Source organism: Providencia hangzhouensis (assembly GCF_029193595.2).
Taxonomy (GTDB): Bacteria; Pseudomonadota; Gammaproteobacteria; order Enterobacterales; family Enterobacteriaceae; genus Providencia; species Providencia hangzhouensis.
The window spans coordinates 1,804,413-1,828,677 of sequence record NZ_CP135052.1; the positions used below are offsets into that span (position 1 = coordinate 1,804,413).

19 protein-coding genes are annotated in these 24,265 nt (G+C 39.2%); 10 read left to right on the forward strand and 9 right to left on the reverse strand.

Annotated features, from left to right (window positions below; all coding sequences use genetic code 11):
• Positions 1–156 precede the first annotated feature (156 nt).
• From PZ638_RS07920 to PZ638_RS07935, 4 genes are all read left to right on the forward strand, one after another.
• Positions 157–960 (forward strand): TSUP family transporter, encoded by an 804-nt coding sequence (locus PZ638_RS07920; RefSeq protein WP_004257209.1) that lies wholly within the window; start codon positions 157–159, stop codon positions 958–960.
• A gap of 17 nt (positions 961–977) precedes the next feature.
• The gene (locus PZ638_RS07925; RefSeq protein WP_004257212.1) at positions 978–1,526 is read left to right on the forward strand and encodes an elongation factor P hydroxylase; all 549 of its coding nucleotides are present in this window, start codon (positions 978–980) and stop codon (positions 1,524–1,526) included.
• A gap of 28 nt (positions 1,527–1,554) precedes the next feature.
• Complete coding sequence (locus PZ638_RS07930; RefSeq protein ID WP_004257217.1) at positions 1,555–1,827, forward strand: YfcL family protein; 273 nt, start codon at positions 1,555–1,557, stop codon at positions 1,825–1,827.
• 72 nt (positions 1,828–1,899) lie between these two features.
• Complete coding sequence (locus PZ638_RS07935; protein WP_153673960.1) at positions 1,900–2,415, forward strand: GNAT family N-acetyltransferase; 516 nt, start codon at positions 1,900–1,902, stop codon at positions 2,413–2,415.
• Between the two features lie 4 nt (positions 2,416–2,419).
• On the opposite strand, the gene mnmC is transcribed toward PZ638_RS07935, so the two are convergent.
• Entirely contained in the window at positions 2,420–4,459 is a 2,040-nt protein-coding gene (mnmC, locus tag PZ638_RS07940; RefSeq protein ID WP_181488136.1) for a bifunctional tRNA (5-methylaminomethyl-2-thiouridine)(34)-methyltransferase MnmC2/FAD-dependent 5-carboxymethylaminomethyl-2-thiouridine(34) oxidoreductase MnmC1, read from the reverse strand.
• A 201-nt stretch (positions 4,460–4,660) separates the two neighbouring features.
• Between mnmC and fabB the strand changes: the two genes are divergently transcribed.
• Positions 4,661–5,875 carry a beta-ketoacyl-ACP synthase I gene (gene fabB, locus PZ638_RS07945; RefSeq protein ID WP_206277502.1) on the forward strand — a complete coding sequence of 405 codons (1,215 nt, stop codon included), beginning with the start codon at positions 4,661–4,663 and terminating at the stop codon, positions 5,873–5,875.
• Positions 5,876–6,038: 163 nt separating this feature from the next.
• On the forward strand, positions 6,039–6,893 hold the full coding sequence (locus PZ638_RS07950) for a hypothetical protein (protein ID WP_272674750.1): 855 nt from the start codon (positions 6,039–6,041) through the stop codon (positions 6,891–6,893).
• Here the strand turns inward: PZ638_RS07950 and PZ638_RS07955 are convergent.
• The 4 genes from PZ638_RS07955 to PZ638_RS07970 form a co-directional block, all read right to left on the reverse strand.
• Positions 6,890–7,348, reverse strand: a complete 459-nt coding sequence (locus PZ638_RS07955; RefSeq protein WP_206277504.1) for a hypothetical protein — start codon at positions 7,346–7,348, stop codon at positions 6,890–6,892. The genes PZ638_RS07950 and PZ638_RS07955 overlap by 4 nt on opposite strands.
• A gap of 158 nt (positions 7,349–7,506) precedes the next feature.
• Positions 7,507–9,015 carry a tripartite tricarboxylate transporter permease gene (locus tag PZ638_RS07960; protein ID WP_136135017.1) on the reverse strand — a complete coding sequence of 503 codons (1,509 nt, stop codon included), beginning with the start codon at positions 9,013–9,015 and terminating at the stop codon, positions 7,507–7,509.
• Between the two features lie 11 nt (positions 9,016–9,026).
• A complete protein-coding gene (locus tag PZ638_RS07965; protein ID WP_094962691.1) occupies positions 9,027–9,458 on the reverse strand; it encodes a tripartite tricarboxylate transporter TctB family protein in 432 nt (143 codons plus the stop codon).
• A gap of 11 nt (positions 9,459–9,469) precedes the next feature.
• Entirely contained in the window at positions 9,470–10,444 is a 975-nt protein-coding gene (locus tag PZ638_RS07970; protein ID WP_004257243.1) for a Bug family tripartite tricarboxylate transporter substrate binding protein, read from the reverse strand.
• Between the two features lie 309 nt (positions 10,445–10,753).
• On the opposite strand from PZ638_RS07970, the gene tctD reads away from it, so the two are divergent.
• A complete protein-coding gene (tctD, locus tag PZ638_RS07975) occupies positions 10,754–11,422 on the forward strand; it encodes a transcriptional regulator TctD (protein ID WP_004257247.1) in 669 nt (222 codons plus the stop codon).
• The gene (locus PZ638_RS07980) at positions 11,419–12,846 is read left to right on the forward strand and encodes a sensor histidine kinase (protein WP_164455493.1); all 1,428 of its coding nucleotides are present in this window, start codon (positions 11,419–11,421) and stop codon (positions 12,844–12,846) included. Before tctD ends, PZ638_RS07980 begins: the two co-directional genes overlap by 4 nt.
• A gap of 72 nt (positions 12,847–12,918) precedes the next feature.
• Here PZ638_RS07980 and PZ638_RS07985 read toward each other — a convergent pair whose 3' ends face one another.
• From PZ638_RS07985 to PZ638_RS08000, 4 genes are all read right to left on the reverse strand, one after another.
• A complete protein-coding gene (locus PZ638_RS07985) occupies positions 12,919–13,545 on the reverse strand; it encodes a hypothetical protein (RefSeq protein ID WP_094962687.1) in 627 nt (208 codons plus the stop codon).
• A 303-nt stretch (positions 13,546–13,848) separates the two neighbouring features.
• Entirely contained in the window at positions 13,849–15,885 is a 2,037-nt protein-coding gene (locus PZ638_RS07990; protein ID WP_164455495.1) for a hypothetical protein, read from the reverse strand.
• A gap of 250 nt (positions 15,886–16,135) precedes the next feature.
• Positions 16,136–20,800, reverse strand: coding sequence for a tetratricopeptide repeat protein (locus PZ638_RS07995; RefSeq protein ID WP_275612217.1), 4,665 nt, complete (start codon positions 20,798–20,800; stop codon positions 16,136–16,138).
• 355 nt (positions 20,801–21,155) lie between these two features.
• Entirely contained in the window at positions 21,156–22,076 is a 921-nt protein-coding gene (locus PZ638_RS08000; RefSeq protein ID WP_036957974.1) for a DMT family transporter, read from the reverse strand.
• 101 nt (positions 22,077–22,177) lie between these two features.
• Between PZ638_RS08000 and PZ638_RS08005 the strand changes: the two genes are divergently transcribed.
• Positions 22,178–22,990 carry a helix-turn-helix transcriptional regulator gene (locus PZ638_RS08005; protein ID WP_112307563.1) on the forward strand — a complete coding sequence of 271 codons (813 nt, stop codon included), beginning with the start codon at positions 22,178–22,180 and terminating at the stop codon, positions 22,988–22,990.
• Positions 22,991–23,076: 86 nt separating this feature from the next.
• Positions 23,077–24,213, forward strand: coding sequence for a 4-phosphoerythronate dehydrogenase PdxB (gene pdxB / locus PZ638_RS08010; RefSeq protein WP_144141284.1), 1,137 nt, complete (start codon positions 23,077–23,079; stop codon positions 24,211–24,213).
• The last annotated feature ends 52 nt before the right edge of the window (positions 24,214–24,265 follow it).

The window sequence follows — 24,265 nt, forward strand, 5'->3', positions numbered from 1 at the left end:
TAGTGACAACAGAGCGGCCTATAAGGTCGCTTTGTTGATGATGAAGGTTCGGATGAAGCCTCCTAAAAATACCTCATCTAGGTTGTGATATCACCAAACCTGACTGGCGATATATTCACATCAACATCATGATATTTCTTCTCTTTGGATAGTAAAATGGATTGGCTAACTGCCGTTGCACCTGAAGTTTATGCTTTACTCTTCTTTGTTGCGCTGTTTGCAGGGTTTATTGACTCCATCGCGGGTGGTGGTGGGTTATTAACGATCCCAGCCCTGTTATCAGTGGGGATAACACCTGTTGAAGCTTTAGCAACCAATAAGTTGCAAGCGGTTGGCGGTTCGTTTTCTTCAACGCTCTATTTTGTTAGGCGCAAAGCCATAGATTTACGAGCACAACTGTTTCCGTTCATTATGACCATGATTGGTGCCATGCTGGGTGCGATTGTCATTCAAATGATTGATACCGCGTTCTTAAAACAGCTATTACCCATCTTGGTGATTTGTGTCGGCTTATACTTTTTATTGACGCCATCAATTGGTGTACAAGACCGCCAACAGCGTATCAGTATGCCTTTCTTCGGGGTGGCAATTGGGATGACGCTGGGTTTTTATGATGGTGCCTTTGGTCCCGGAACCGGTTCATTTTTGGCATTGGGTTATGTTTTGTTGCTTGGTTATAATCTTGCCAAAGCCACCGCGCATGCGAAGTTACTTAATTTTGCCTCTAATTTTGGCTCTTTAGTGTTCTTTATTATCGGGGGTCATGTTCTTTGGGCCTTAGGTTTTGTTATGCTAATCGGCCAAATGGTTGGCGCTCGTTTAGGTGCGCGTTTGGTCTTAACCAAAGGACAAAAACTGATCAGGCCGATGATCGTGGTGATTTCGTTACTGATGAGTATTAAATTACTCCATGATAGCCATGGTGACGTGATTAAAGCTTGGTTTCTCTCATTATTTTAAGATGATTTAAATTATTCATGAGTACACATAATTATCAGGATCTAATCAATATCTTTGATGAATGTTTTGGTGTGACATATAACACCAAGCTGGTAAAAGGGGATGATGAACCCATTTATTTACCCGCAGATGAGGCAGTACCTTATCACCGGATCGTCTTTGCACACGGCTTTTTCACCAGTGCGCTGCATGAAATCTCACATTGGTGTATTGCTGGGGAAGCAAGACGTCAGCAAGTCGATTACGGCTATTGGTATTGCCCAGATGGGCGAGATGAAAAAACACAGTGTGAGTTTGAAGTGGTGGAAATCAAGCCCCAAGCGTTGGACTGGCTGTTTTGTGTTGCCGTTGGCATTCCATTTAATGTCAGTTGTGACAACTTAGAGGGGGATTTTGAGCCTGATCGTATTGCGTTTATGCGCAAAGTTCATGCACAAGTCATGCTTTATTTAGAAAATGGCATCCCTGAACGGCCATTACGCTTTATTAATGCGTTACAATTGTTTTACAATACGCCACCTCTTTGTGCAGAAGCTTTTCCTTATCCGGAAGATATTTTTGCCTAATGAACACACATTTAAGTAAGGATTAAGCATGCTTGCGGATTTAGAAACACGCATACTAACGAAAATTGATGATATGGTTGAACACGCGAGCGATGATGAACTCTTCGCTGGCGGCTATTTGCGTGGTCACTTAACCCTTGCTGTGGCTGAACTGGAAGAAGAAAACGAAACCAGTTCTGAAGCATTATATCAACGTGTCGAAGTCAGTATTCAAAATGCCATCAAAGCTGGCGAATTGACACCACCAGACCAAGTACTGGTTTTAGATATGTGGAAAAACTTATTAAATAACGCCATTTAATTTGTTGAGTTCTGTATGAAAAGCGGGGAAACCCGCTTTTTTGTTAGCTAAATTTTGTTGCGAGTAAAAATTATGGCGAATATTCGTTTAGCAACCCCCCTTGATGCCAAATATCTTCCTCCGGTGGAAGCCTCCGCAGGCCAGGCATTTACGAGTATCGAAAAATATAAATGGCTTGCTGAAGGTGATGGGCAAACGGAGCAAGACCACCTCGATTTTATTTCTGAGCAATTAGAGTGGGTAGCAGTGAATGATTGTGATGAACCAATTGGTTTTATCAATGCTGAAGATCATCATACTAGCCTGCATATTTGTGAGGTTTCTGTTTGCCAGCAATGGCAAGGACGCGGGCTGGGTAAAAAGCTGATTAAGCAGGTACTTGGTGCTGCTTTGGCACGGAATATCACGGTAGTGACATTGACCACTTGCCGCGATGTGCCTTGGAATGCACCTTATTACCAACGCTTGGGTTTTAAAATTCTTGAAGATAATGAGCTAACCACCGAACTACAGGCTATTTTACAGTCTGAGGTCGATGCAGGGTTTGCTGCTGAAGACCGTTGTGCAATGGCTATCTCATTAACTTAATGCATTAATAAGGGAGTTTAATAGGGCGACCTAATAATAATTTCCTTACCCAAAAACGGTTTGGGTTGAGTTCTGCAAGAGTTTCATCGTCTAGGGGGAGTACTTCCCCAAAAATTTGCGCCGCAAGCAATTCTGCGCAAAGTGGTGCGGTTGATAACCCTCTTGACCCTAATGCACCAAAAATAAATAAATTTGGGTGCACTGGAGCGAGTGCAATAGGCTGTTCTTTGGCAATTTGAGTGGGCAAATTGTGATAGAGTGCCACATGTTGTTCGAAATCAGGCACATTGCCTAATAACGGAAAATGGTCGCGAATAACACAACGAATACCTTGGCGTGAACGTTGCTGAGAAATATCGATATCCTTAGGCCAAGTTACATCGGGTAGGTTATCAACCAGCTTTTGGCGGTTCCCTTGCTGTTCCTCTTCACTATAATCGAAATCAAGTCGTTCACGTTGGTAGCTAGCACCTAAGCAATGTTGTGTACCCGTGGCATCGGCAGGGGTTAAATAGCCTTCAAAGCACAGAACATTTTTCAGTTGTTGTAGGGTGTGATTGGTTGGAATATGGCTGACTTGCCCACGCACAGGCGAAATAGGTAAATTAACGGTTTGAGCAAATTGGCGCAGCTTGTGCCCATTAGCAATAATGACAGTTGAGTGAACACGTGTTAGCTGTTTGTGTTGTGCGGTTTCAATTAATAACTGCCAATCTTGTTCTGTTTGTTTTAATTCAACGACATTATGTTCAAAACAGAAGGTAATACCCTGCTGTTGTAAATATTGTTGTAAACTCTCACAAAGCTGGGCAGGGCACAGCCATCCTCCAGACGCATAATGAATGCCATCATGGTTGACATCAACGCCGCAAATACCACTCAGTTGCTGACGACTTTTACCAATAGCAAAATCAGCTGGCCATTCGGTTCCTAGCATTCCTGCTATCTTGCGAGCCACTTTGTCGTTATAGGCTAATTGGCTCACGCCACACCATTGCCCTTCAAACGAGAGTCCTTGCTTCGCTAATTGATGGTAAAAACGAGAAGCAAAAGGGAAAGCGCTGACAAAAAAACGTTCGAGTGGGTCGTTATTGCCGGTGAGTAAGGGGTAAATAGCCCCTTGGCGATTGCCCGAAGCATTCTGTGCAACTTGTGCATCTTGGCAGTATAAGGTGACTTTAGCACCGCGGTTATGAAGGGCGTAGGCCGCTGTTAAACTGGCAAGCCCACCACCAATGATAGCGACATCAGTTGGGTTATCTGCGCTTTTTCTGGCAAACCAAGGCGTTGGGATATCAATTTCTTTTTCAGCTAAGACCCCAGTTAACATTTCTCGTTTGTTACCAAAGCCTTTGACTTTTTTAAGGGTAAAGCCAGCTTGTTGAAGGCCTCGTTTAACGGAACCTGCCACGGTAAATGTTGCAAAAGTTCCATTGATGCGGGCGAATTTTGCCATATTAGTGAACAGTTGTTCACTCCACATTTCGGGATTTTTTGAGGGAGCGAAACCATCTAAAAACCAAGCATCTATCTTATTGTTTAAATTGTTTTTTAGTAAAGATATTTGCTCATTTACATCACCAAACCATAAATCTAATATCACACTGCCATTTTCTAACATGATCCGCTGGTTACCCGGTAAGGTTTGTGGCCAATTTTCACAAAGGGATTGTGAGAAGCTGCTCAGTTCAGGCCAACATTGGTGGGCTGTCATTAAGTCAGATTGTGTTAATGGGTATTTTTCAAAACTAATAAAATGTAATTGTTGCAATTTTGCGTTTGGATTTTCGGCTTTAAATTGTTTAAAAGATTGCCATAATGCTAAAAAATTCAACCCAGTACCAAACCCGGTTTCGGCAATTACACAGGTTGTGAAAGGGTGCGTCGCGAAGCGCTCAGGAAAATGATTTCCTTGCAAAAACACATGGCGAGCTTCTTCTAAGCCATCTTGGTTAGAAAAATAGATATCTGCAAACTGTTCAGACATGGGGGTGCCTTCGTCATTCCAGCTCAGGCGTGCGGTTTGTACAGCGTTCTTTTTCACGATAAGCCTACATTCTTTATTTAATTCCTAAATTTTACCGCTGATATGGGTGTAAGGCTACCGTCATAAAAAAGTCTTATTGGCGTCATAAAGAAAAAAATACAAATATTTACCCTGATCGGACTTGTTCAGCGTACAAGTGTAAGCTAAAGTGACAACCTGTAATCCCGCAATCATATAATTATAGACATGAGGTAACGAATGAAGCGTGCAGTCATCACTGGTCTAGGTATTGTTTCCAGCCTTGGTAATAACCAGGAAGAAGTACTGGCTTCTCTGAAGGAAGGTCGTTCCGGGATCACTTTCTCAGAAGAATTCAAAGAGGCAGGGCTGCGTAGCCATGTCTGGGGTAATGTTAAAAATTTAGACCCAAAAGATTTAATCGACCGTAAAATTTTCCGTTTTATGAGTGATTGCTCCGCCTATGCTTATTTATCGATGGAACAAGCGATTGCGGATTCAGGTTTAACAGAAGAACAAGTTTCAAATTTACGTACAGGTATCGTTGTTGGCTCTGGTGGTGGTTCTCCACGTAACCAAGTTGCTGGTTCTGACGGTATGCGTGCTAAAGGTTTACGTGGTGTGGGCCCATACATGGTGACTCGTGCAATGGCATCAGGTATTTCTGCTTGTTTAGCAACGCCATTTAAAATCAAAGGTGTGAACTACTCCATCAGTTCTGCTTGTTCAACATCAGCGCACTGTATTGGCCATGCGGTTGAGTTAATTCAATTAGGCAAGCAAGATGTTGTTTTTGCTGGTGGCGGTGAAGAACTGAGCTGGGAAATGACCTGTGAGTTTGACGCAATGGGCGCATTGTCGACTAAATACAATGAGACGCCAGACAAAGCATCAAGAACTTACGATAAAGACCGTGATGGTTTCGTTATTGCAGGCGGCGGCGGTATCGTCGTGGTTGAAGAGTTAGAGCACGCTTTAGCTCGTGGTGCGCATATCTATGCTGAAATTGTTGGCTATGGTGCAACGTCTGACGGTGCAGATATGGTTGCGCCATCAGGTGAAGGTGCTGTACGCTGTATGCAAATGGCAATGCAAGGTGTTGAAAAAATTGATTATATCAATACACACGGTACATCAACACCAGTGGGTGACACCAAAGAGTTAGAAGCGATTCAAGAAGTGTTTGGTAGTAACTCCCCAGCAATTTCTGCAACGAAAGCGATGAGCGGTCACTCATTAGGTGCTGCGGGTGTCCACGAAGCAATTTACAGCTTGCTAATGTTAGAACACGGCTTTATTGCACCAAGCATTAATGTCGAAAATCTAGATGAGAAAGCAGCAGGCCTGAATATCGTGACTAAACCAACGGAGCAAGCGCTGGAAACAGTCATGTCTAACAGTTTCGGTTTTGGTGGAACTAACGCCACATTAGTGATGAGCAAATACAAAGCATAATTTGTATCAGGAAAACTAATTAAATAAGCGAGAACTTCGGTTCTCGTTTTTTTTATATATATGAAATCAATAGGCACACTATCGTTGTTTTATTAAATAATTAATATTTTGAATATGGGAGTATATGGCAAATAAACAAAGTTAATTGATATAGGAAAAATTTATGAGTATTAAAAATTTCTTTTACACAATGAGTAATAGTTCGACAAAGATGCTTGAAGTCTATATTAAAAATAGCTCCGAAGCGAATAAAAAAAATGTATTTAACATGGCTTTTTCTAAGATAAGTAACATATACAACCGATATGGGTGGGATGTTGAAGGAAAAGGTAAAGAGAAAATCACAAAGCAAATTAAAATTTTAAATTATCTAGTGGATATAAATACCGACAAATCGAAAAATAGTGATAGTAGTCATCTATTACACGTCAAATCAGAACATAAACTCGATATGCTTGCAGCCTACTATGACTATTCGAATAAAAAAATAACTGCGGAAAGCATGGTGAAACTTCTTCTTGGTAGTACCTATAATAGAAATATTCATGTTAGTAGCGCAAATATTGATTTCTCAGGCTCAGATTTGTCGAACACAATAGTTGAAACAAGTAATAACATCCCTTTGTTAAGAGCTAATTTTTCTGAGGCCAATGCTGAAAATACGAAAATTAACATCCCAGTTAAAATAGATGTTGATTACAACTTTACGAATACTAATTTAAAAAATGCGACAATAAAACTAGATATCCAGTATGATAATTTGAGTGATACGGTTATGAGTAGCTTATTTGGTAATGATGACTTCCCTTATAAAAGTGTTTTTAGTTCAATATCGACAATTGATAATAAATATATTGGAATTAAACAAGAGGCATTTAATAAGCTTGCGAAAGCTTATGCCGGAAGAAAGGATTATTTTGAAAAAAACAGTCTAATTAAACAAAGTTTTTTGGAGCAATATCGTGATATTAATATGGCATTAGATGGGAATAAACATGATGCCGACTACATGGCTTAACTAATCTCCACCATCACCACCCCCTGAATCAGATGATGAGCAATCTGAACTTGAGTTATCATTAGAACAATAATGGTTGCTTGAGCGGTGATTATTATCACTGGATGAACTGTCATAATAAGGGGGGGGCAGCTTGAACTCGAATTATTTGAATTTACTCGATATGCAGTTTCTTTCACGTTTTTACGCACTTCAAATATTTGGCTTTTCCCTTTTGACCAGCCAATAGTCACAAGCGTCGTATTTTTCTTTACGCTGATATGCAACATTTCCCCACAAAAAATATGCATTTTACCCAATGCTTTTATTTGGATATAACCACTGTCTTTTTCCGTGATAGTGACAGGTTTCTGACTATGGATAGTGTAACAGTCACCATGGACATTAACAGTGCGAGTATATGCTAACGGTTTTGGCTGGATATTAAAAAGGACAAAAAGTAATCTATCGAACATTGTGTTTTATGTTTTAATAAATGAGATGGCTAAGATAATTGATTGAGCTTATTCAATACATCGTCATTATCTGAATCCGTGGTTTTTCTACTGACTAATAAAAAATGCCCCAAAATCACACTGGGGCAAAGTTTTACAGAGATTGTATGAACACTTAATTACGATGAGACAGCGGATTGTTTACGTTTACGAATGCGCTTTATAATTGGCGGCAAAATTAGCACTAATACCGCTAGAATTAATAAACTTTGGGAAATCGTACTGCTCCAAAGAATATCGAAATTACCATTACTGATGGATAATGAACGGCGTAAATTTTGTTCTAACATTTCACCCAGTACAAACCCTAAAATTAATGGTGAAAGTGGGAAGTTCATTTTGCGTAATATAAACCCAAATACGCCTAGCCCCATCATGAGTAACAAATCAAACGTCGTACTATGAACGGCATATACCCCGACAGCAGAAATGCAAGCAATAGCAGGGACTAAAAACCATAACGGAACGGTTAGCATACGCGTGAATAAGCCAATTAACGGAATATTCATGATGAGCAAAACCACGTTAGCAATCAACAGAGCTGCAATTAACCCCCACACAATATCCGGTTGCTCTGTAAACATACCAGGGCCTGGGGTGATATTATAGAGCGTTAGGGCACCCATCATTACTGCTGTTGTTCCCGAGCCTGGAACGCCAAGAGTTAACATAGGAATAAATGACCCACACGCAGAGGCATTATTGGCGGCTTCAGGCGCGGCTACCCCTCGGACATCGCCATTACCGAAATCGCCTTTTTCACCACTGATTTTCTTTTCCGTCATATAAGTGATGGCGCTGGCAATGGTGGCACCAGCTCCTGGTAGAACACCAACAAAGAAACCGATAAAAGAGGAGCGTAAAGCTGGACCTGCACACGCTTTAGCTTCTTTGCGATTGAATAGCATTCTGCCTGTTTTGCGGATCAGCCCTTGGCCTGTCGCGGTACCTTCGAGCATCAATAAAATTTCGCTGACAGAGAACAAACCAATAACCACGACGATAAACTGTACGCCATCTGATAAATGTACGCTATCAAACGTAAAACGATATTCCCCAGAGTTGGCATCCACCCCCACAGTGGCAAGTGATAGACCAATTAATGCAGCCAGTAGTGATTTAATTGGGTTTTGGCTCATCATGCTACCTAAGCAGGCAATGGCAAAAACCATTAAGGCGAAATATTCGGCAGGACCAAAGGCGAGTGACCATTGAGCAAGCAAAGGAGCGAATAGAATTATCCCTACAATTGCAATCGTTGAACCAATAAATGAACTGACCGCGGATATAGAGAGCGCAACGCCACCTTTTCCCTGTTTTGCCATAGGATAACCATCTAGCGTGGTCATGATTGCTGCGGCATCGCCGGGGACATTAAGTAAGATTGATGATATGCGTCCGCCATATTCACAGCCTAAATAAACCGTGGCGAGTAAGATTAATGCAGACTCAGCCGGTAATTTAAGCGCAAAAGCCAACGGCAGTAAAATTGCCACGCCATTGATAGGGCCGAGGCCGGGAAGCATACCCACGATTGTACCAATAAAACAGCCAATTAAGGCGATCAAGATATTTTGAGGAACCAGTGCGACCTCAAAACCTTGCGATAGATACATCCAAGTTTCCATGATTTCGCTCCTTAACTTAGCAGGCTGCCAATAGGCAAGGTTACATCTAGCCATTTATCAAAGGCATAGAACAAAAAGATACCTAAGACCGGGCCCGAAATAATCGCGGCGATAGGTGTCGCACCAAATAGCAGGGCGATACTGATGGTGAGTAAGCTGGTTGCAATCGGGAACCCTAACCATTCAAAAGCCCATGCATAAATAACAAGTGCAACAACTAATAAAACTAAACGACGTAATACATAGGGTTTTGGCCACTCAACGGCTTCTTGCTTGCCAAATAATAAGGCAAGGGCACAAAGCGCCATTAAGGAGAGTATGACAACCGGAAAAGGGCGGGGGCCCAGTGGTTCATAACTGAACTCACTTTGGATCCCCCAACCAATATAAATTCCGATAGCACACAGTATTAGCCAAACTATGGCAAATATGCGTTGGCTCATCGTTTACTCCGTTATTTGGCTAAACCGAAGGCACGGGCTTGTTCACGATATTGCTCGATTTCTTTTTTGACATAGCTATCGAGTTCTTGCCCGGTTAAGTTGTATTCAAATAAACCACGCAGTTCACGTTGTTTTTTGAATTCGTCGGTTTGTTGCAGTTTTTGGAAGGCTTCGACCCATTGGTTATAGTCAGCATCGGAGACTTTCGGCCCCATATAGAAACCACGAATGATTGGCCATACAATGTCATACCCTTGTTCTTTTGCTGTTGGAATATCTGATAAACCATCACCAAGGCGCTTGTCTGAGTAAACAGCAAGGATACGAATTTTACCTTCATTGATATACGGCGTCATTTCACTGATATCCCCTGAAAGGACTTGAATATGGTTGCCCAGTAGTGCAGTTAAGGTTTCACCGCCGCCTTCAAAGGCCACATAACGCATTTTTCGTGGGTCGATATCAATGGCTTTGGCTAATAAGGCCGTTTTCATCCAATCTTGGCTGCCAATAGACCCTCCCGCACCAAATACGATGCTGTTAGGATCTTTTTTGAAGGTATCCATTAAATCTTTCAGGGTTTTATAAGGTGAGTCGGCACGTACGGCTATCATACCGTAGTCGCTTCCCACACTGGCGAGCCAGCGCACGTCATTTTCGTTATAGCGGCCAAATTTACCTTGCGCGAGATTGAGTAAGGAACCTCCTGAGAAAGCAACAATGGTGCCGGGTTCCGCAGGGCGTTGTGCGACAATAGCGTTATAAGCAACGGCACCAATACCGCCTGGCATATAGGTCACTCGCATTGGTTTTTCAATTTCTTTAGTTTCAAGAAGAGACACTTGTACTAATTTACAGGTTAAATCAAAACCGCCTCCAGGTTTGGCGGGGGCAATACATTCTGTACGTTCGGGTAGGGCGTTTGCTTGATTGATGCCAACTAAAAATATTGCTGTTGCTAAGGCCGTCTGGGTGAATTTTTTCATTATTTTTCCTTACTAAGACAATAATTAGAGGTATATATTATTACTGCTTGTTGTGCTGGTATGGCATCATCGCCCGATGAAGCTTTCATTTACCTTTCATTAACAAATATTATTATTTTTATGTGATATATATCAGATTGTTTTGTATTTTTACTTTTTTGTTATGTTAATTTAATGTTAAATTAATCACGTTAATAGTGTTTGTTAGCAATAGTTGTGATGGACACAGTAAAAATGTGCACATTTGCTTTCCATTCATTCAATGGAATGCCAACGTATACTGATAAATAATTATAATGAGTATGCGGAATGAGAATTTTATTGGTTGAAGATCATGACGAGTTGTCATTATGGTTACAGAAGGCCTTATCGTCATCTGGGTTTGCGGTTGATCTTGCTAGTGATGGTGCGATAGCAGACCAGCTATTACAAACTGAACGCTATGAATTAGTCGTGTTAGATGTATCACTTCCGAGAATGAGTGGGCTTGAGGTATTGGCGCAAATGCGCAAACGGCATCAAGAAACCCCCGTCTTGTTACTAACGGCGAATTCCGACGTAGCCGACCGTGTACAAGGGTTAAATGCAGGGGCTGATGACTACCTGACGAAACCTTTTGATATTGCGGAATTAGAAGCACGTCTTCGTGCTTTATTACGGCGTAGCCAAGGGCAAGTTAATGAGTCACAACAGTTTGGTTTACTTAGTTACCATGAGGACGGTTATTTTTTATTAGGCGAAGAGCCGTTAGGCTTAACACCAAGGGAATATGCGGTGTTAAACACCCTATTTCATCGACGAGGTCGACCTGTTTCTAAAATGCAATTATTTGAACAGGTATTTTCGCTGTCAGATGAAGCCAATTTACAAAGTATTGAGTTATATGTTCACCGTGTAAGAAAAAAACTTGCCGGTTCGGATGTTAACATCAATACCTTACGCGGATTGGGATACCGATTAGAGCAGTGTAGTGTATGAAATTAGTCGCTCATCCACGCTCTCTCTTTCATCAGTTACTGCTCTTTTTCGGTATCCCCCTCATTTTGTTGGGGAGTTTTTCGGTTTATACCCACTATTACAGTGCAAAAAATGCTGCAAATTTAGCCTATGATCGAACGTTACTAGCTTCAGCTCGAACAGTTGCAGAACGCTTACAAGTGGTAGATGGGCATCTCTCGGTGAATGTGCCTTATGTGGTGCTCGATAGTTTCGAACTAAATAATAATGACCGAATTTTTTATCAAGTTATCTCTCCTGACGGTGAAACTATCTCTGGTTATGACGACTTACCGCCAATTCCCCCTTATTGGATGCGTTCACAGCACTATACTGCGCTAGTTTATTTTTATGATGCACAGTATAAAGGTTTACCTATTCGTATTGCTGCGTTTTATCAACCGATTAATGAAGGTGGCATCACTGGGATGGTTGAAATTCGTGTTGCGGAAACGGTCTATTCGCGGCAAGATTTCGCTAATCAATTATTAATTTCTGCCTTGATGAGTCAAGGTACCGTGGTACTTTTAACCATGGTGCTTGCCTATATTCTACTGAGTAAGCTGCTGGCACCGTTGAAAAGATTATCTCACTTAATGTTAGGCCGTTCTGCCAATGATTTAACACCCTTGCCAGATTTACTGCCGTGGTCGGATTTATCGCCATTAATTGATGCATTAAACCGTTATATTTCTCGCCTAAAGCGGATGGTTAGACGACAAGAACGCTTTAGTGCAGATGCATCTCATCAGCTTAAAACACCTCTAACCGTTCTTAAAACTCAGGTTTCCGTCGCGATTAATAGTACAGATGAAACTCAACGGCAACAGAGTTTACAAGCCATCAATAAAACCCTCGATAATACGATCATTTTGACTGATAGGCTTTTGCAGCTATCGCGGTTAAAAGCCCATGAAAAAGAATCAATTACGCAGTATCGTGCCATAAATCTAGTGGAAATTGTTCACCAAGCGTGTTTTACTCGGCTATCTCAAGCTGAAAGCCAAAATATTGACTTAGGTTATGAAGGTGCGGAAACGGCATGGATTAAAGGCGAGCCTATCTTATTAGCTGAGATGTGTGCAAATTTAATTGATAATGCGATTAAATACACGCCTGCAAATGGGGTGGTCACCGTTCGAGTGGTCAGCAGTGATGACCATCTTCATTGGGTCTTAGAGGTTGAAGACTCTGGTCCTGGGATCCCAGATGCGAAAATTAACCGTTCTATGGAAGCCTTTACTCGTTTAAATAATGCGTTAGGTAAGGAAGGCGCTGGCCTTGGGCTGGCGCTTGTGAAAGATATTGCTAGCTATCATGGTTCTGAACCTCAATTATTAAAAGGTAAATTACTTAATGGATTATTGGTTAGAATCGCATTTAAAGCTAGCCAAGCGCCGTGGTAAGAAAAACGCCCTTACTAAGGCGTTTCTCTGGTGACAAAGTCTAAACGCAGTAAAAGCTAGATACGTTTAGTTTCACATTGATATTAATATCTGCGATAGCGTGTTATTTGAAGGTTCGTGTTTAAAATCACAGGTTATTGTGTTTTGTTCGAGGCTTGCTATTGAGGATGATAATAATGATTCTGAATCTAACTTATTGTCTTCATTAAGAAATATATTAGCTATAGCTAGCGCTGTGTCATTTTTTACTTCATTAATAAATGTCTCGATTGATTCTATTTTTAAATTTGTGTTGTATATTTCATCAAGCAAAGCCGATATGTCTTGGGAAATCAAATTTGAATCTTTATTTTCTGAGTGCTCTTGAATGTATGTCACTAGATCATTTTTTGCACTAGCAAGTTTTTCTTCTTGTAAATATGTAGTATCAACAGATTCTGATTTCAATTTTTGTATTTTGTTTAATTGTAAGCGTTGATTAGTGATATCTAGCAATGCATCTTTAATCGTTTGACAATAGGTTTCCTCGCTGACATTAGATGTGACAGATTTTAATGGGACATAATTATATACGTTAGAAATAAAGTCATCTCTTACTGCGGTTAGATATTCTTTCTCACGTAAAACCTCAGATATATTGATATTGTTTTCACTTTGTTGTAACTCTTGGTTCGTATTTAGGGTTAAATTTGAAATCATAGTAAACACTCCATGTTAATAATTTTTAAATGTTTCATTACTGTGGTCGTAGTTAATTAATATAACCTACTTAAAATGAGGTGACTAATTTTTATTTGGTATGGAAGTATTGTTGATATCATTTGAAATATTGCTAGCTATCATGGTTCTGAACCTCAATTATTAAAAAGTAAATTACTTAATGGATTATTGGTTAGAATCGCATTTAAAGCCAGCCAAGCGCCATGATAACAGAAACCACCTAATTCAGTAGGTGGTTTCAATAATAGTAAAATACAAATCTAGTGAAAATAAAAATACGTGTTAATCCCGTAATGGGATAAATACAGGTATTGATTTGTTATGCAATGGTTGGTCGTATACATCGCTAATTATTGTGTCTTGTGGAAATTCAGCCATGATAGATGATAATAAGGATTCAAAGTCTTTATTATTTCCATTACCATCAGTGAAATTGACTTCATCAGTTCCCTCGTTAATGCGAGTTTCAATTGACATTATTTTTGATTTTTTATTCATGATTTCAATAATTAATGGTGTTATTTCTGAAGAAATTGATTTTTTGTCTTTATTTTCTGAATGAGTATAAATATATTGAGAAATCTCTTTTTCTGTCTGGACAATTTGTTTTTCTAAAGAATGAATATCATTGATATATTCTAGTATCTCTGAGTGTTCTTTTGAACTGTACATTTTAGTTAAACTCCCTAACTGTTCAGTTAAGTCTAATAATGTATACATTTTTCCTTTAACTGTTTGATAATATGCATCTTCACCAACAGCAGACGAAGTTGATTTTAAAGGGATCTTTATATGAATGTTAGAAATTAAATTATTTAATTCATTTTTTAATAGTTTTTTTTCTACTGCTAGCATATATATGTTATTTTTTTTATCACCAAAGTTATTAGTATAAGAGACTATTTTACTTGGAGGATTAAATTGGTGAAGGTGATTGTTTAATTCTAAATTAACAAACTTTTGGAGTGTTTTTGCTCTAAGGAATTCATCATGAAACTGAGTTGTTAATTCTTCAATGTTATCATGAGTTTTTTTCTCTTGAGCTAATGTCCTATTTTCAATAATATAATTGGCTAAATCTTCTTTTACACTCAATATGTCTTTTTCTAACTGGGAACGATTAATTAAATATGTAGACTGGTCGTAATATAAACCCGCTTCTTTTTTTATTTCTACATTGATACGCGCTTCAAGTTTATTGAATAATTTTTCTAATTCATTATCAATGCCTTTTTGGTATTTATGTTGTCTATCAGGAGTAAGTTCTAATAATTTATCAATCGGGAGTATGTGATTATCCAATGTTTTTTGAGCATTAATTTTTATTTTTTGTAAGTTACTAATTGACTGGTTTAATTCAGTTAATAATTTAAATTCTTTATTGTTTTGGTAGTCGCTCTCCTGATAGTTAAGGTAAAAGTCTTTATCTTGTTCAAAGTGGTTATGAATATCATCTAAGTATTCAAAGTTTTTGATTTTATCAAAACTATCATGTGAATATTGAATTTCTGTATATTGGGTGTTTAATTTTGTTGTGCATTTTATTAACTTATCGACTGTATGATTACTTGTTGAATGCATTATGCTATTGTTATTAAGTGCTTTTAGCAGCTGTTCTATGTTGCTTTTACTTTTCTTGGCATCGGTATATAAATCATTCATATGACCTTCTGCATAGAATGTTTTTTCCATGAGTAAAAACCTATTTTGCACATTTTCAGTCATTTTCTGTGTGTATTGCTGAGACAATTGATGGCTATCGTTTAGATTAGAATTAAACTGATCAAGTTCTGTGCCTATAGCATTTTGAATAATCGGATTCTTGTGATAAGAAATGTTATCAGGTAAGATAAATTTCTCTCTCATATTACTCAGCAGATTTAATAAGTCTGCTTTATATTGCTCAATTAAGTCGAAGGTATTAAGTTTAATAGATGACGAGGTTATAGGTAATGTATAATAATTTTCCATTTTTGTGTGTTTACTATGTAACTTTTGTAATACTTCAAAATTTTTTGTCTGCTTGTCAGCTTGTTCGATAAGATTAAGTTCTAACTCTTGTAATTTGTACCATTCATCAGATTTACCCATCTTAAATATATCTTTTAAATTATCAATTTTAGCTAACAAATTATTAAATATTTTTTTGTTGTGTTCTGATTTTTTGCTTATGTGCTTATATACCCCTTCTAGGTAAACGACATTTATTGATGGTTTCTTTCTAATTGACAAGGTTGCTGAATAGTCTATTTCTTTAAATATGTTTTGGTTTTTTATACTTCCTAATGATGCCCGATTTTTATTAAATGTAGAACTCATAGTAAACACTCCGTGTTAATGGTTATTGAAATTTGCATATATACAGATGCCAATAAAATATAATCTAACAATAAGAAGTAGACTAATTTTTATTTTATATAAAAATGCGATTAGTATAATTTAAATTATTAGCAATGAAATTTTTAGCAATCTCATAAGTGGAGGGAATGATATTGTTTTATTTAGATATAAAAATGATAATTGTAGATAGGTTAAGGCGCTAAAGAAAGTTAGCGCCTTTATAATTCAATTATTGGTTAATTAGACTAAAATCCCACTCTTTTAGTGCGTTGATTGAGTCTTTGTCTTGGTATTTTGCGCCAAGTTCAAGGTAATCATGGGCTTTTTGGATATCGTCTTTACTTTTGGTACCGACCCAGCCGTTATAATACATATAAGCAAGTTTGTATTTTGCCATCGCATGGTGAGTACCTTGTTCGAGGTCTGTCATATCGTAATATTTTGCTGCGCGGACATAATCTTTTGGCACACCTTGGCCAAAATAGAGCATATCCCCGGCTAAATGAGCGGTGTTACTGTCATTCTGTTGTGCGCCTAAATCAAAATAATAAAGCGCTTTCGGAAAGTCTTTTTCTATACCGCGCTCATTATCTTTACGATAAAGATTACCTAAAATATTATAAGCGCGAGGATAGCCATTTTTCCCTGCTAACTCATAATAATAGATCATCTTTTGGGTATCTTCAGGCACTCGTTCACCGCGTGCATAAGCGATACCTAATGAGAAGGCTGACATTTTGTCGCCTGCCTCAGCTTCGATGCGCTGCTTTTCAATTTGCTCGGCGAAACGACCATATTTCTCATAGGCTTTTTCATCGGCAACTTGTTTTTCAATTGCTTGTTTATCTTGGGCTGAAAGTGTATCCATTAGCTCAATAGAACTTGGTTTTTTATCAAGTTGCAATGCGTAGTAATAGGCTTGTTTGGCATCACCTTTTTCTACATATGCTTCATAAATTGCGTCAAGTGCATATGTTGGGTGGTAATATAACGAAATTTTATACCATTCGATGGCTTTGTCGATATTGTTATCAACATTGCAATCGCCTTTTAAATAGGTGGTTCCCATCTCTTCAGAAAGACTTTCTGGGTAATGAATATAGTGTTTGTCGGTATTTTTCTGGAAATTGCTTTTTTCAATCCACTCCTTCAAATATCGGCTTGCTTTATCCATATCTACATTATCGCTATTGCTACAATATTTACCGGGGTAATAGATTTGATAGAGCTTTTTGGTTGCGGCTAAATCGCCTTTATCATAAGCCTGTTGTAAATAAGTTAAGGCTTTAGCGTTATCACTATTTACGTAATAGTAATACAGATTAATTAAAGCTTTGGTACGAGTGTTTTCTTCACTTAGCAGCAGCGCTAAATATTTTTGTTCGTCTTTAGGGCGATTAAGCTCTCTTTTTTTATCTTTAATTCCATCTCGATACAAATCCACCAATGCATCGAAGGCATTATTAGAAACCTTATCATCAGCTGATTTCATACCCTCTTGTAGATATTGAATAGCTAAATCATATTCAGGAGAGCCAGAGAGAATTTTGTTATCATATAAATACGTTCTGGCTAGTTGAACTTTAGAGAACAAATCACCTTTTGCTGCACCTTCAACGTAATTCTGGCGTTTTTCTTGGTTATCCTTAGTAACCGAATCAAGCGGTTGATAAGCGGCTAAATTGCCAGCCTTGATACTTTTCTTATACCAATCTTGCGCCGCGAGATCTCTACCGCGCGAACTATACCAATCCCCGAGTTTAATATAAGCAGAGGTATCGCCTTTTTTGGCAGGAACAACGAGAGTTTCATAGACTTCAATATAATCATCAACCCGTTTTGGATTCGAATGTTTACGTAAATAAACAATGGCCTCATCCCAGTCAGGTTCCATTACCCAAGCGTTTTTTTCTTCATTTAGCACGCCCATATATCGCATCTCACTATAGAGAGCGATTGCGTGGTCATTACCTTCATCACTAGCTTGTTTCAGGTATTTAGCCGCTTCAAGGCGATCTTCTTTGACACCTTGGCCATAGAAATAAGCTCGACCCACTTTGTATTTTGCTGAAGGACTTTCATTGAGCATTTTCATGCCAATGTCATAATCATCCATATATTTGATGAATTCATTGCCCCAGCTTCCTGCTTTAAGGTAATACTCACGTGCTTTTTGTCGATTAGGCTCAACAAGCTGGCTGCCATTTAAATACTGATGTGCCAGTTTACGGGTATAGTCTTTACTGCCAATCGCTGCTAATTGGTCGTAATAACCTAGGATTTTTGCTTTATTTGCATTGAGATATTGATCCTGTTGGTAATAATCAATGAGTTCTTCAAGTGCACTTTCTTGATTGAATTTTGCACTTTTCTCTAAATATTCAAGCCACTTTTTCTGGTCGACTTTTTGCCCATAATTACCATATTTGTAAGCATTGGCGAGCGTACGTAACGCATCAGGGTCATTCTGTTTCGCTTTTAGTTGAATATTGGCAAATGAAGCTTTGGCTTTTTCAATTTCTCTTTTACGTGATTTTAAAAAGCTAAAATCAGGGTCAGAAATCTGATTGTAATAGAAAAGGGCGGTATCATAATTGGCATCTTCGCCGTAGTTACCTTCTTGATATATTTCCCCTAATTCATATAAGCAGCGGTTATTTTTGAGTGCCGCACATTTTTTATATTGAGGAACTAAATCTTTTGCGGTAAGCCCAGTAATTTGCTGGAAGCGAGATTTGTAATACGCCTTATCATTGTGATAAGTAACGCCATCAAGGTTTTGCGCAATATATAAATAAGCAGATGCACTACCCAATTCTGCAGCTTTTAAAATATAATCGTACAATGGTTTTATTTCAGCATCACTTAAGGTATCAATATTAGTTAATTGAGTGAGCTTGTTTATCCCATATAAATAGGTGATATCAGCATCTTTATTAATCAGTGGTTCAATTAATTTCTGAGCCTCAGTATGGTTTTCATATAAAGCCATTTTGACTAATAACGCTTTTGTGTCAGCGCGATTTAAACCTGTTTTTAATAAAATATCTTTAGCGATTTGTAACTGACTTGGAAGTAATTCGGCTTGTGCTTGAGGTGAATGGAGCACATTGACTATCAGGTTAGCTATTTTATTGGTTTCTGTTGGCCGGTATTTTAATAATGCAGCAGCATAATAAACCTGGCTATTATAATTTTGTTTGATTGATTTTTCATATAAATCAAAGGCCTGATCACTATTTTTCTCTGCATCTTCTTTTAGTAAATAGTCAGCATACAAATAAGCTAAGGCGTAATTTTCGCGTTTAATGACATCGTTTTTGAGGATATCGACAATCGTTTTCTCATCGATACGTGCTTTAATATCATAGCGATAATATACTTGAACTAATAAGCGATCGGCCGTTGATGGGTAACCGTTTTCATTAAGGTTGTCGATGAGTAATTTAGCGGCTTTCTGCACATCCTGCTTAGTACCAAAAGCATTAATATAATAACGCGCTAATTGCATCTGAGCATCATAAGTGGGGTCTATGCGATTTGCTTTTTCTAAAGCAGCGAAGGCTTTTTCTGGCGAAAATAATGGGCTACCTTTAGCACTATAAACTTCACTTGCTACCACTAAAGCATCTGCGGAGTTCGGGTATTTTTCCATTAAAATAGGAGTGTATTTGGCGACAATACCACTCAGTTTTTTGTTTGGAAAATCGTAACTGGAGATTGCTCTCTCGTTGATGGTAACAAGTGCGTTTAAGTCGCCAAGATCTGCGGCAGCGGTGAGATATTTTTCAGCTAAAGCGTCATTTCGCTTAACATCGCTAAATGTACGGCCAGAATACACGTTATAGGCTTGATACATCGCGGGAGGGTATTGGCCATCAGCGGCATCAGTTAAATCCTGAATGCGGTCGGTGTCAGCTTTGTAATTTAAATATAATGCCTTAGGGTGTTTAGCTTCCACAAGCGGTCGCAGGTAAACCATCGCACGGTTTTTATTTCTCCGCACGCCATCGCCAGTCATATATTTTTGGTACAAAGCATAGATGGCGTTCTCATCACCACGGCTCGCCCGTTCTTCTAAATTAGTGATGACTTTTTGTTTTTCTTCTTCTGTTTGTGAACCATACAATGATAAAGCCCCTGGCTCTAATTCACTTGCGTCAGAAATGTATTCTAATGCAGAGGAAAAAGAGAGGCGTTCATATTTTTTGGCTAACAGCGGATTTGGTGGTACGCCGTTACCGCCATCTTCATAAATTGATGCGAGTAACATAGCGGGTAAGGGAAAGTCGTTGCTGACAAGTGGTGTTAATATTTCAACGGCTTTTTTACTGTCATTTTCAAAGTCATGAGCGATATAGCCCAAAGCAAATTTTGCCAGTTTTGAACCTTGGTCAGAAGCCAACGTAAAATATTGGCGAGAAAGTTCGATATTTTGTGGAACTTGTTCGTATTTATCAGATAAATAAATACCTCCAACCATTTCTTGTGCTTCTTTGACACCGAGATCAGCCGCTTTAGTTAAAGAAATTAAACCGTTTTCATCAGTAGAAGTGTCTTCTATTAGGTGTTTATAACGAAAAAAGCCAAGGTTATATAATGCATTTTTATTGTTAGCCTCCGCCGCTTTAATTAGCCAGTTTTGGGCTGCCACATCATCGGCTTTTGTGCCAATACCGTCTTTATACATCATGGCTAAGGCAAACGCGGATTGTGAATCTTTCTCTGCGTTTTTTTGGAATTGTTCAAACGCTGCTTGAGATTCACCTTGTTGATATAAGTCATAGCCTAATTGTGAGGGAGAGGATGAGCTGGTGGTATTGACGAAATAAATGCCAATGGCTACAGCAATTATTATCAATACGAAAAGCCCAACTTTTAACGGCTTAGTCATTGTTATTCCTTATTATAGTGGGTACTTGCCACGCTCCATTTAGATTTATCGCGTTATCACGGCTTATTGAGTGGCGTTGATACTCCTAAAGGGGTATTTGATTTTGCTTAAGTCTAATTGGAATTCCAGAAGATTCAATCGGATTATCCTCTATCTGAAAAACGGTAATTCGATAAATCATATCAATGGTGGGCGAATTAAAGGTGATTTGAGAGGGATTTAAAATGTCACAAAGTATTAATGGTAAGGAATATGAAGGGAAATAAACGAAGGGACGGCGAGGATTTCAAACATAGCCCCACAAAGTGGGGCATATGAGTGACGACATTGCATTTATTGCTTTTGTAATTCTATTCTACTGGCAAGAATCTTCTTGAACCACCTTTTTTTCACGGCGGAATAATTCTGTCAGTGGTGTACGTAATTGTTGCGCTAACATTACCCCGAGTAATACCACACCACCACCGATTAAATGGTAGCTTTTAAGTTCTTCACCCAAGGCGAAAATAGCGATAATGGCAGTGAAAACGGGGGCTAAGTTCATAAAAATAGAGGTTGTATTCGCACCAAGGCGCATAACACCTTGGATCCACAATGCCGGAGCAACAATGGAGGCGGCAATCCCCGCAAATACCACTAAACCGATATTTTGGCTGTTCAGAGAGACATCTTCAGCTAGCAAGAAATTAGGGAGTAGCATGATAACGCCAAAGAAAACCTGAACGTACAGCGAGTCCCAGCTAGATAATTGGATTGACCAACGCTTAGTCAGAACACCGTACAGGGCGTATGCAGCGGACGCAACCAACATCATGGCTTCCCCTTGGCCTAAGCCTTGAGAAAATAACGCACTTGGGCTTCCTTGACTCACTAACCATACTAATCCACATAATGAAAGAATTGAGCCTAATATAATCCCCACAGTAGGAATAACGCGTAGCACAAAGATACTAATAATTACTGTTAGTAATGGGATCATTGAATTCATGATTCCCATAAAGGTCGCACTTACACTGTGAGCCGCATAATAAGCTAAACTTTGGTATAGCATCATCCCTAGCGCGCCTAAAATGGCGAGTTGCCACCAATGTTTCATAACCGTTTTAAAGTTTCGAAGCACCGAACGTAATACGAAAGGGGTCATGACTAGAAATGCCAACGCCCAACGGTAAAATGAGATTGCCGCAGGGTCAATGGCAGTGGATGCCGCTTTGTTAACAATGGCATTAATTGACCATAATAAAACCGCAATCAGCGGAAAAAGAAGATTCTTCATTAAAACATTCTCCCATATTGAATGGGCGCTAGTATACATCTGTCCGATTTTTTATATATACTGATAACCAGACAACCGATAACGCTTTTCAGACAGGAACCATGGAAAACTTAAAATCAGACATTTGGCAAATCAGTGAATGTAATATCGTAGAGCCTGAATTGGTGGCTTTTCGGCACGAGCAAACCGCGGCCCTCACTGAGTATAAATCCCATTCACACCCTTTTGGGCAAATGCTGTATGTGGTCTGTGGCATTATGGAAATGGAGGTGGCTGGTCAACATTATCTAGCGCCGCCAGAGTTTTGCATTTGGATCCCAGCGAACATTCCCCATGCTAGCTTTAATAAAGAAAGTGTCAAATTTCGGATCATCGATTTTTCTCATGAATATAACCAAGTGCTTGCCCAGCGGCCTTGTGTGATTAAGCTTAGCCCTATATTTCAATCAATTATGACGGATATGTACCAACGCGGTATTGTTCAGCCTGAAACAGAGCAAGACTTACGTTTGGCTCATGTGCTGATTGACCAATTTCCATTGTCCCCTTGCCAAGATACTTATTTGCCTATTTCAAAAGACAAATTTCTTGCCCCAATCTTATTAGAGTTACAAAGCGACCCAGCCGATAACACGACGTTAGCACAATGGGCAAAACGCTATTATACATCGGAACGCACGTTATCAAGACGCTGCCAGCAAGAATTAGGTATGTCGTTTAGTGAATGGCGTCAACGCTTGCGATACTTACATGCCGTTGCCGGGTTAGAAAAGGGGAAAAGTGTCCATGAAGTCGCATTGGATGTTGGGTATAGCTCGGCATCCGCCTTTATTGCGATGTTCCAGCAGATATCAGGTGTCACACCAGACCGTTTTCGAGCGAAAGAATTTGACGTAGAAGGCAACCTCTCATAGGCATCTGGCTTAAACCGTGGCAAAATATTGTTCCACTTATCTATATAACGACACAATACAAAAAAGTTATTGATTGGGACAACAGCGTGAAAATTTTAGTCGATGAGAATATGCCATATGCTCAAACTTTATTTAGCGAGCTTGGTGAAGTGAAAGCAGTACCGGGACGTCCTATACCAGAACAAGAATTAATTGATGCAGATGCATTAATGGTGCGTTCTATCACTAAGGTTAATGAATCACTGCTTGGTAATACGCCAGTTAAATTCGTTGGAACCGCGACAGCCGGTTTTGACCATATTGATACCGAGTGGTTATCGGCGGCAAATATTGGTTTTTCATCAGCGCCGGGTTGTAATGCGATAGCGGTTATTGAATATGTTATTTCTTCACTATTATTACTAGCGGAACGTGATAACTTTGATTTGCGTGATAAAACAGTAGGGATCATAGGTGTCGGTAATGTCGGAGGGCGTTTAGCTGCAAGGTTATCGGCTTGGGGAGTCAAAACATTACTCTGCGATCCGCCACGTGCAGCCAAGGGGGATGACGAGTCATTCGTTTCTTTTGATGATATCCTTGAGCACGCTGATGTCATTACCTTTCATACTCCGCTGAATATGTCAGGGGAATATAAAACTTTCCATTTAATGGATGAAACGCATTTAGAAAAATTGCGCGATGGTACCATTTTAATTAACGCAAGTCGGGGTGAGGTAGTTGATAATAAAGCCCTATTATCCGTGCTTAACCGCGGAAAAAAACTGAGCGTTATCTTAGATGTGTGGGAGCCAGAGCCTGATTTAGATACGGCACTTTTAGCATTAGTGGATATTGGCACGCCGCATATTGCAGGCTATACGCTAGAAGGTAAAGCCCGAGGAACGACGCAAGTTTATGAAGCTTACTGCCAGTTTCTCGGCAAATCGTCACAAGTTTCTCTTTCATCATTACTGCCTAAGCCAGATATCAATCAATTGACTTTCAATGGTAAATTAACGCAAAACCAGCTCAAAAGGTTAGTACATCTCGTGTATGATGTGCGCCGAGATGATGCAATGTTAAGAGCCGTTGCAGGGGTAAAAGGTGAATTTGATAAGCTGCGCAAAAATTATCAAGAGCGTCGTGAATGGTCATCCCTTGAAATTATTTGTGATGATGAACAAACGGCATCAAAACTCAATGAGCTTGGTTTTACAGCAAGTTTAGTTTGCACAAAATAGATTAGTTAAAATGAACACCTGATTAAATAACACCGATTGGTGTTATTTAATT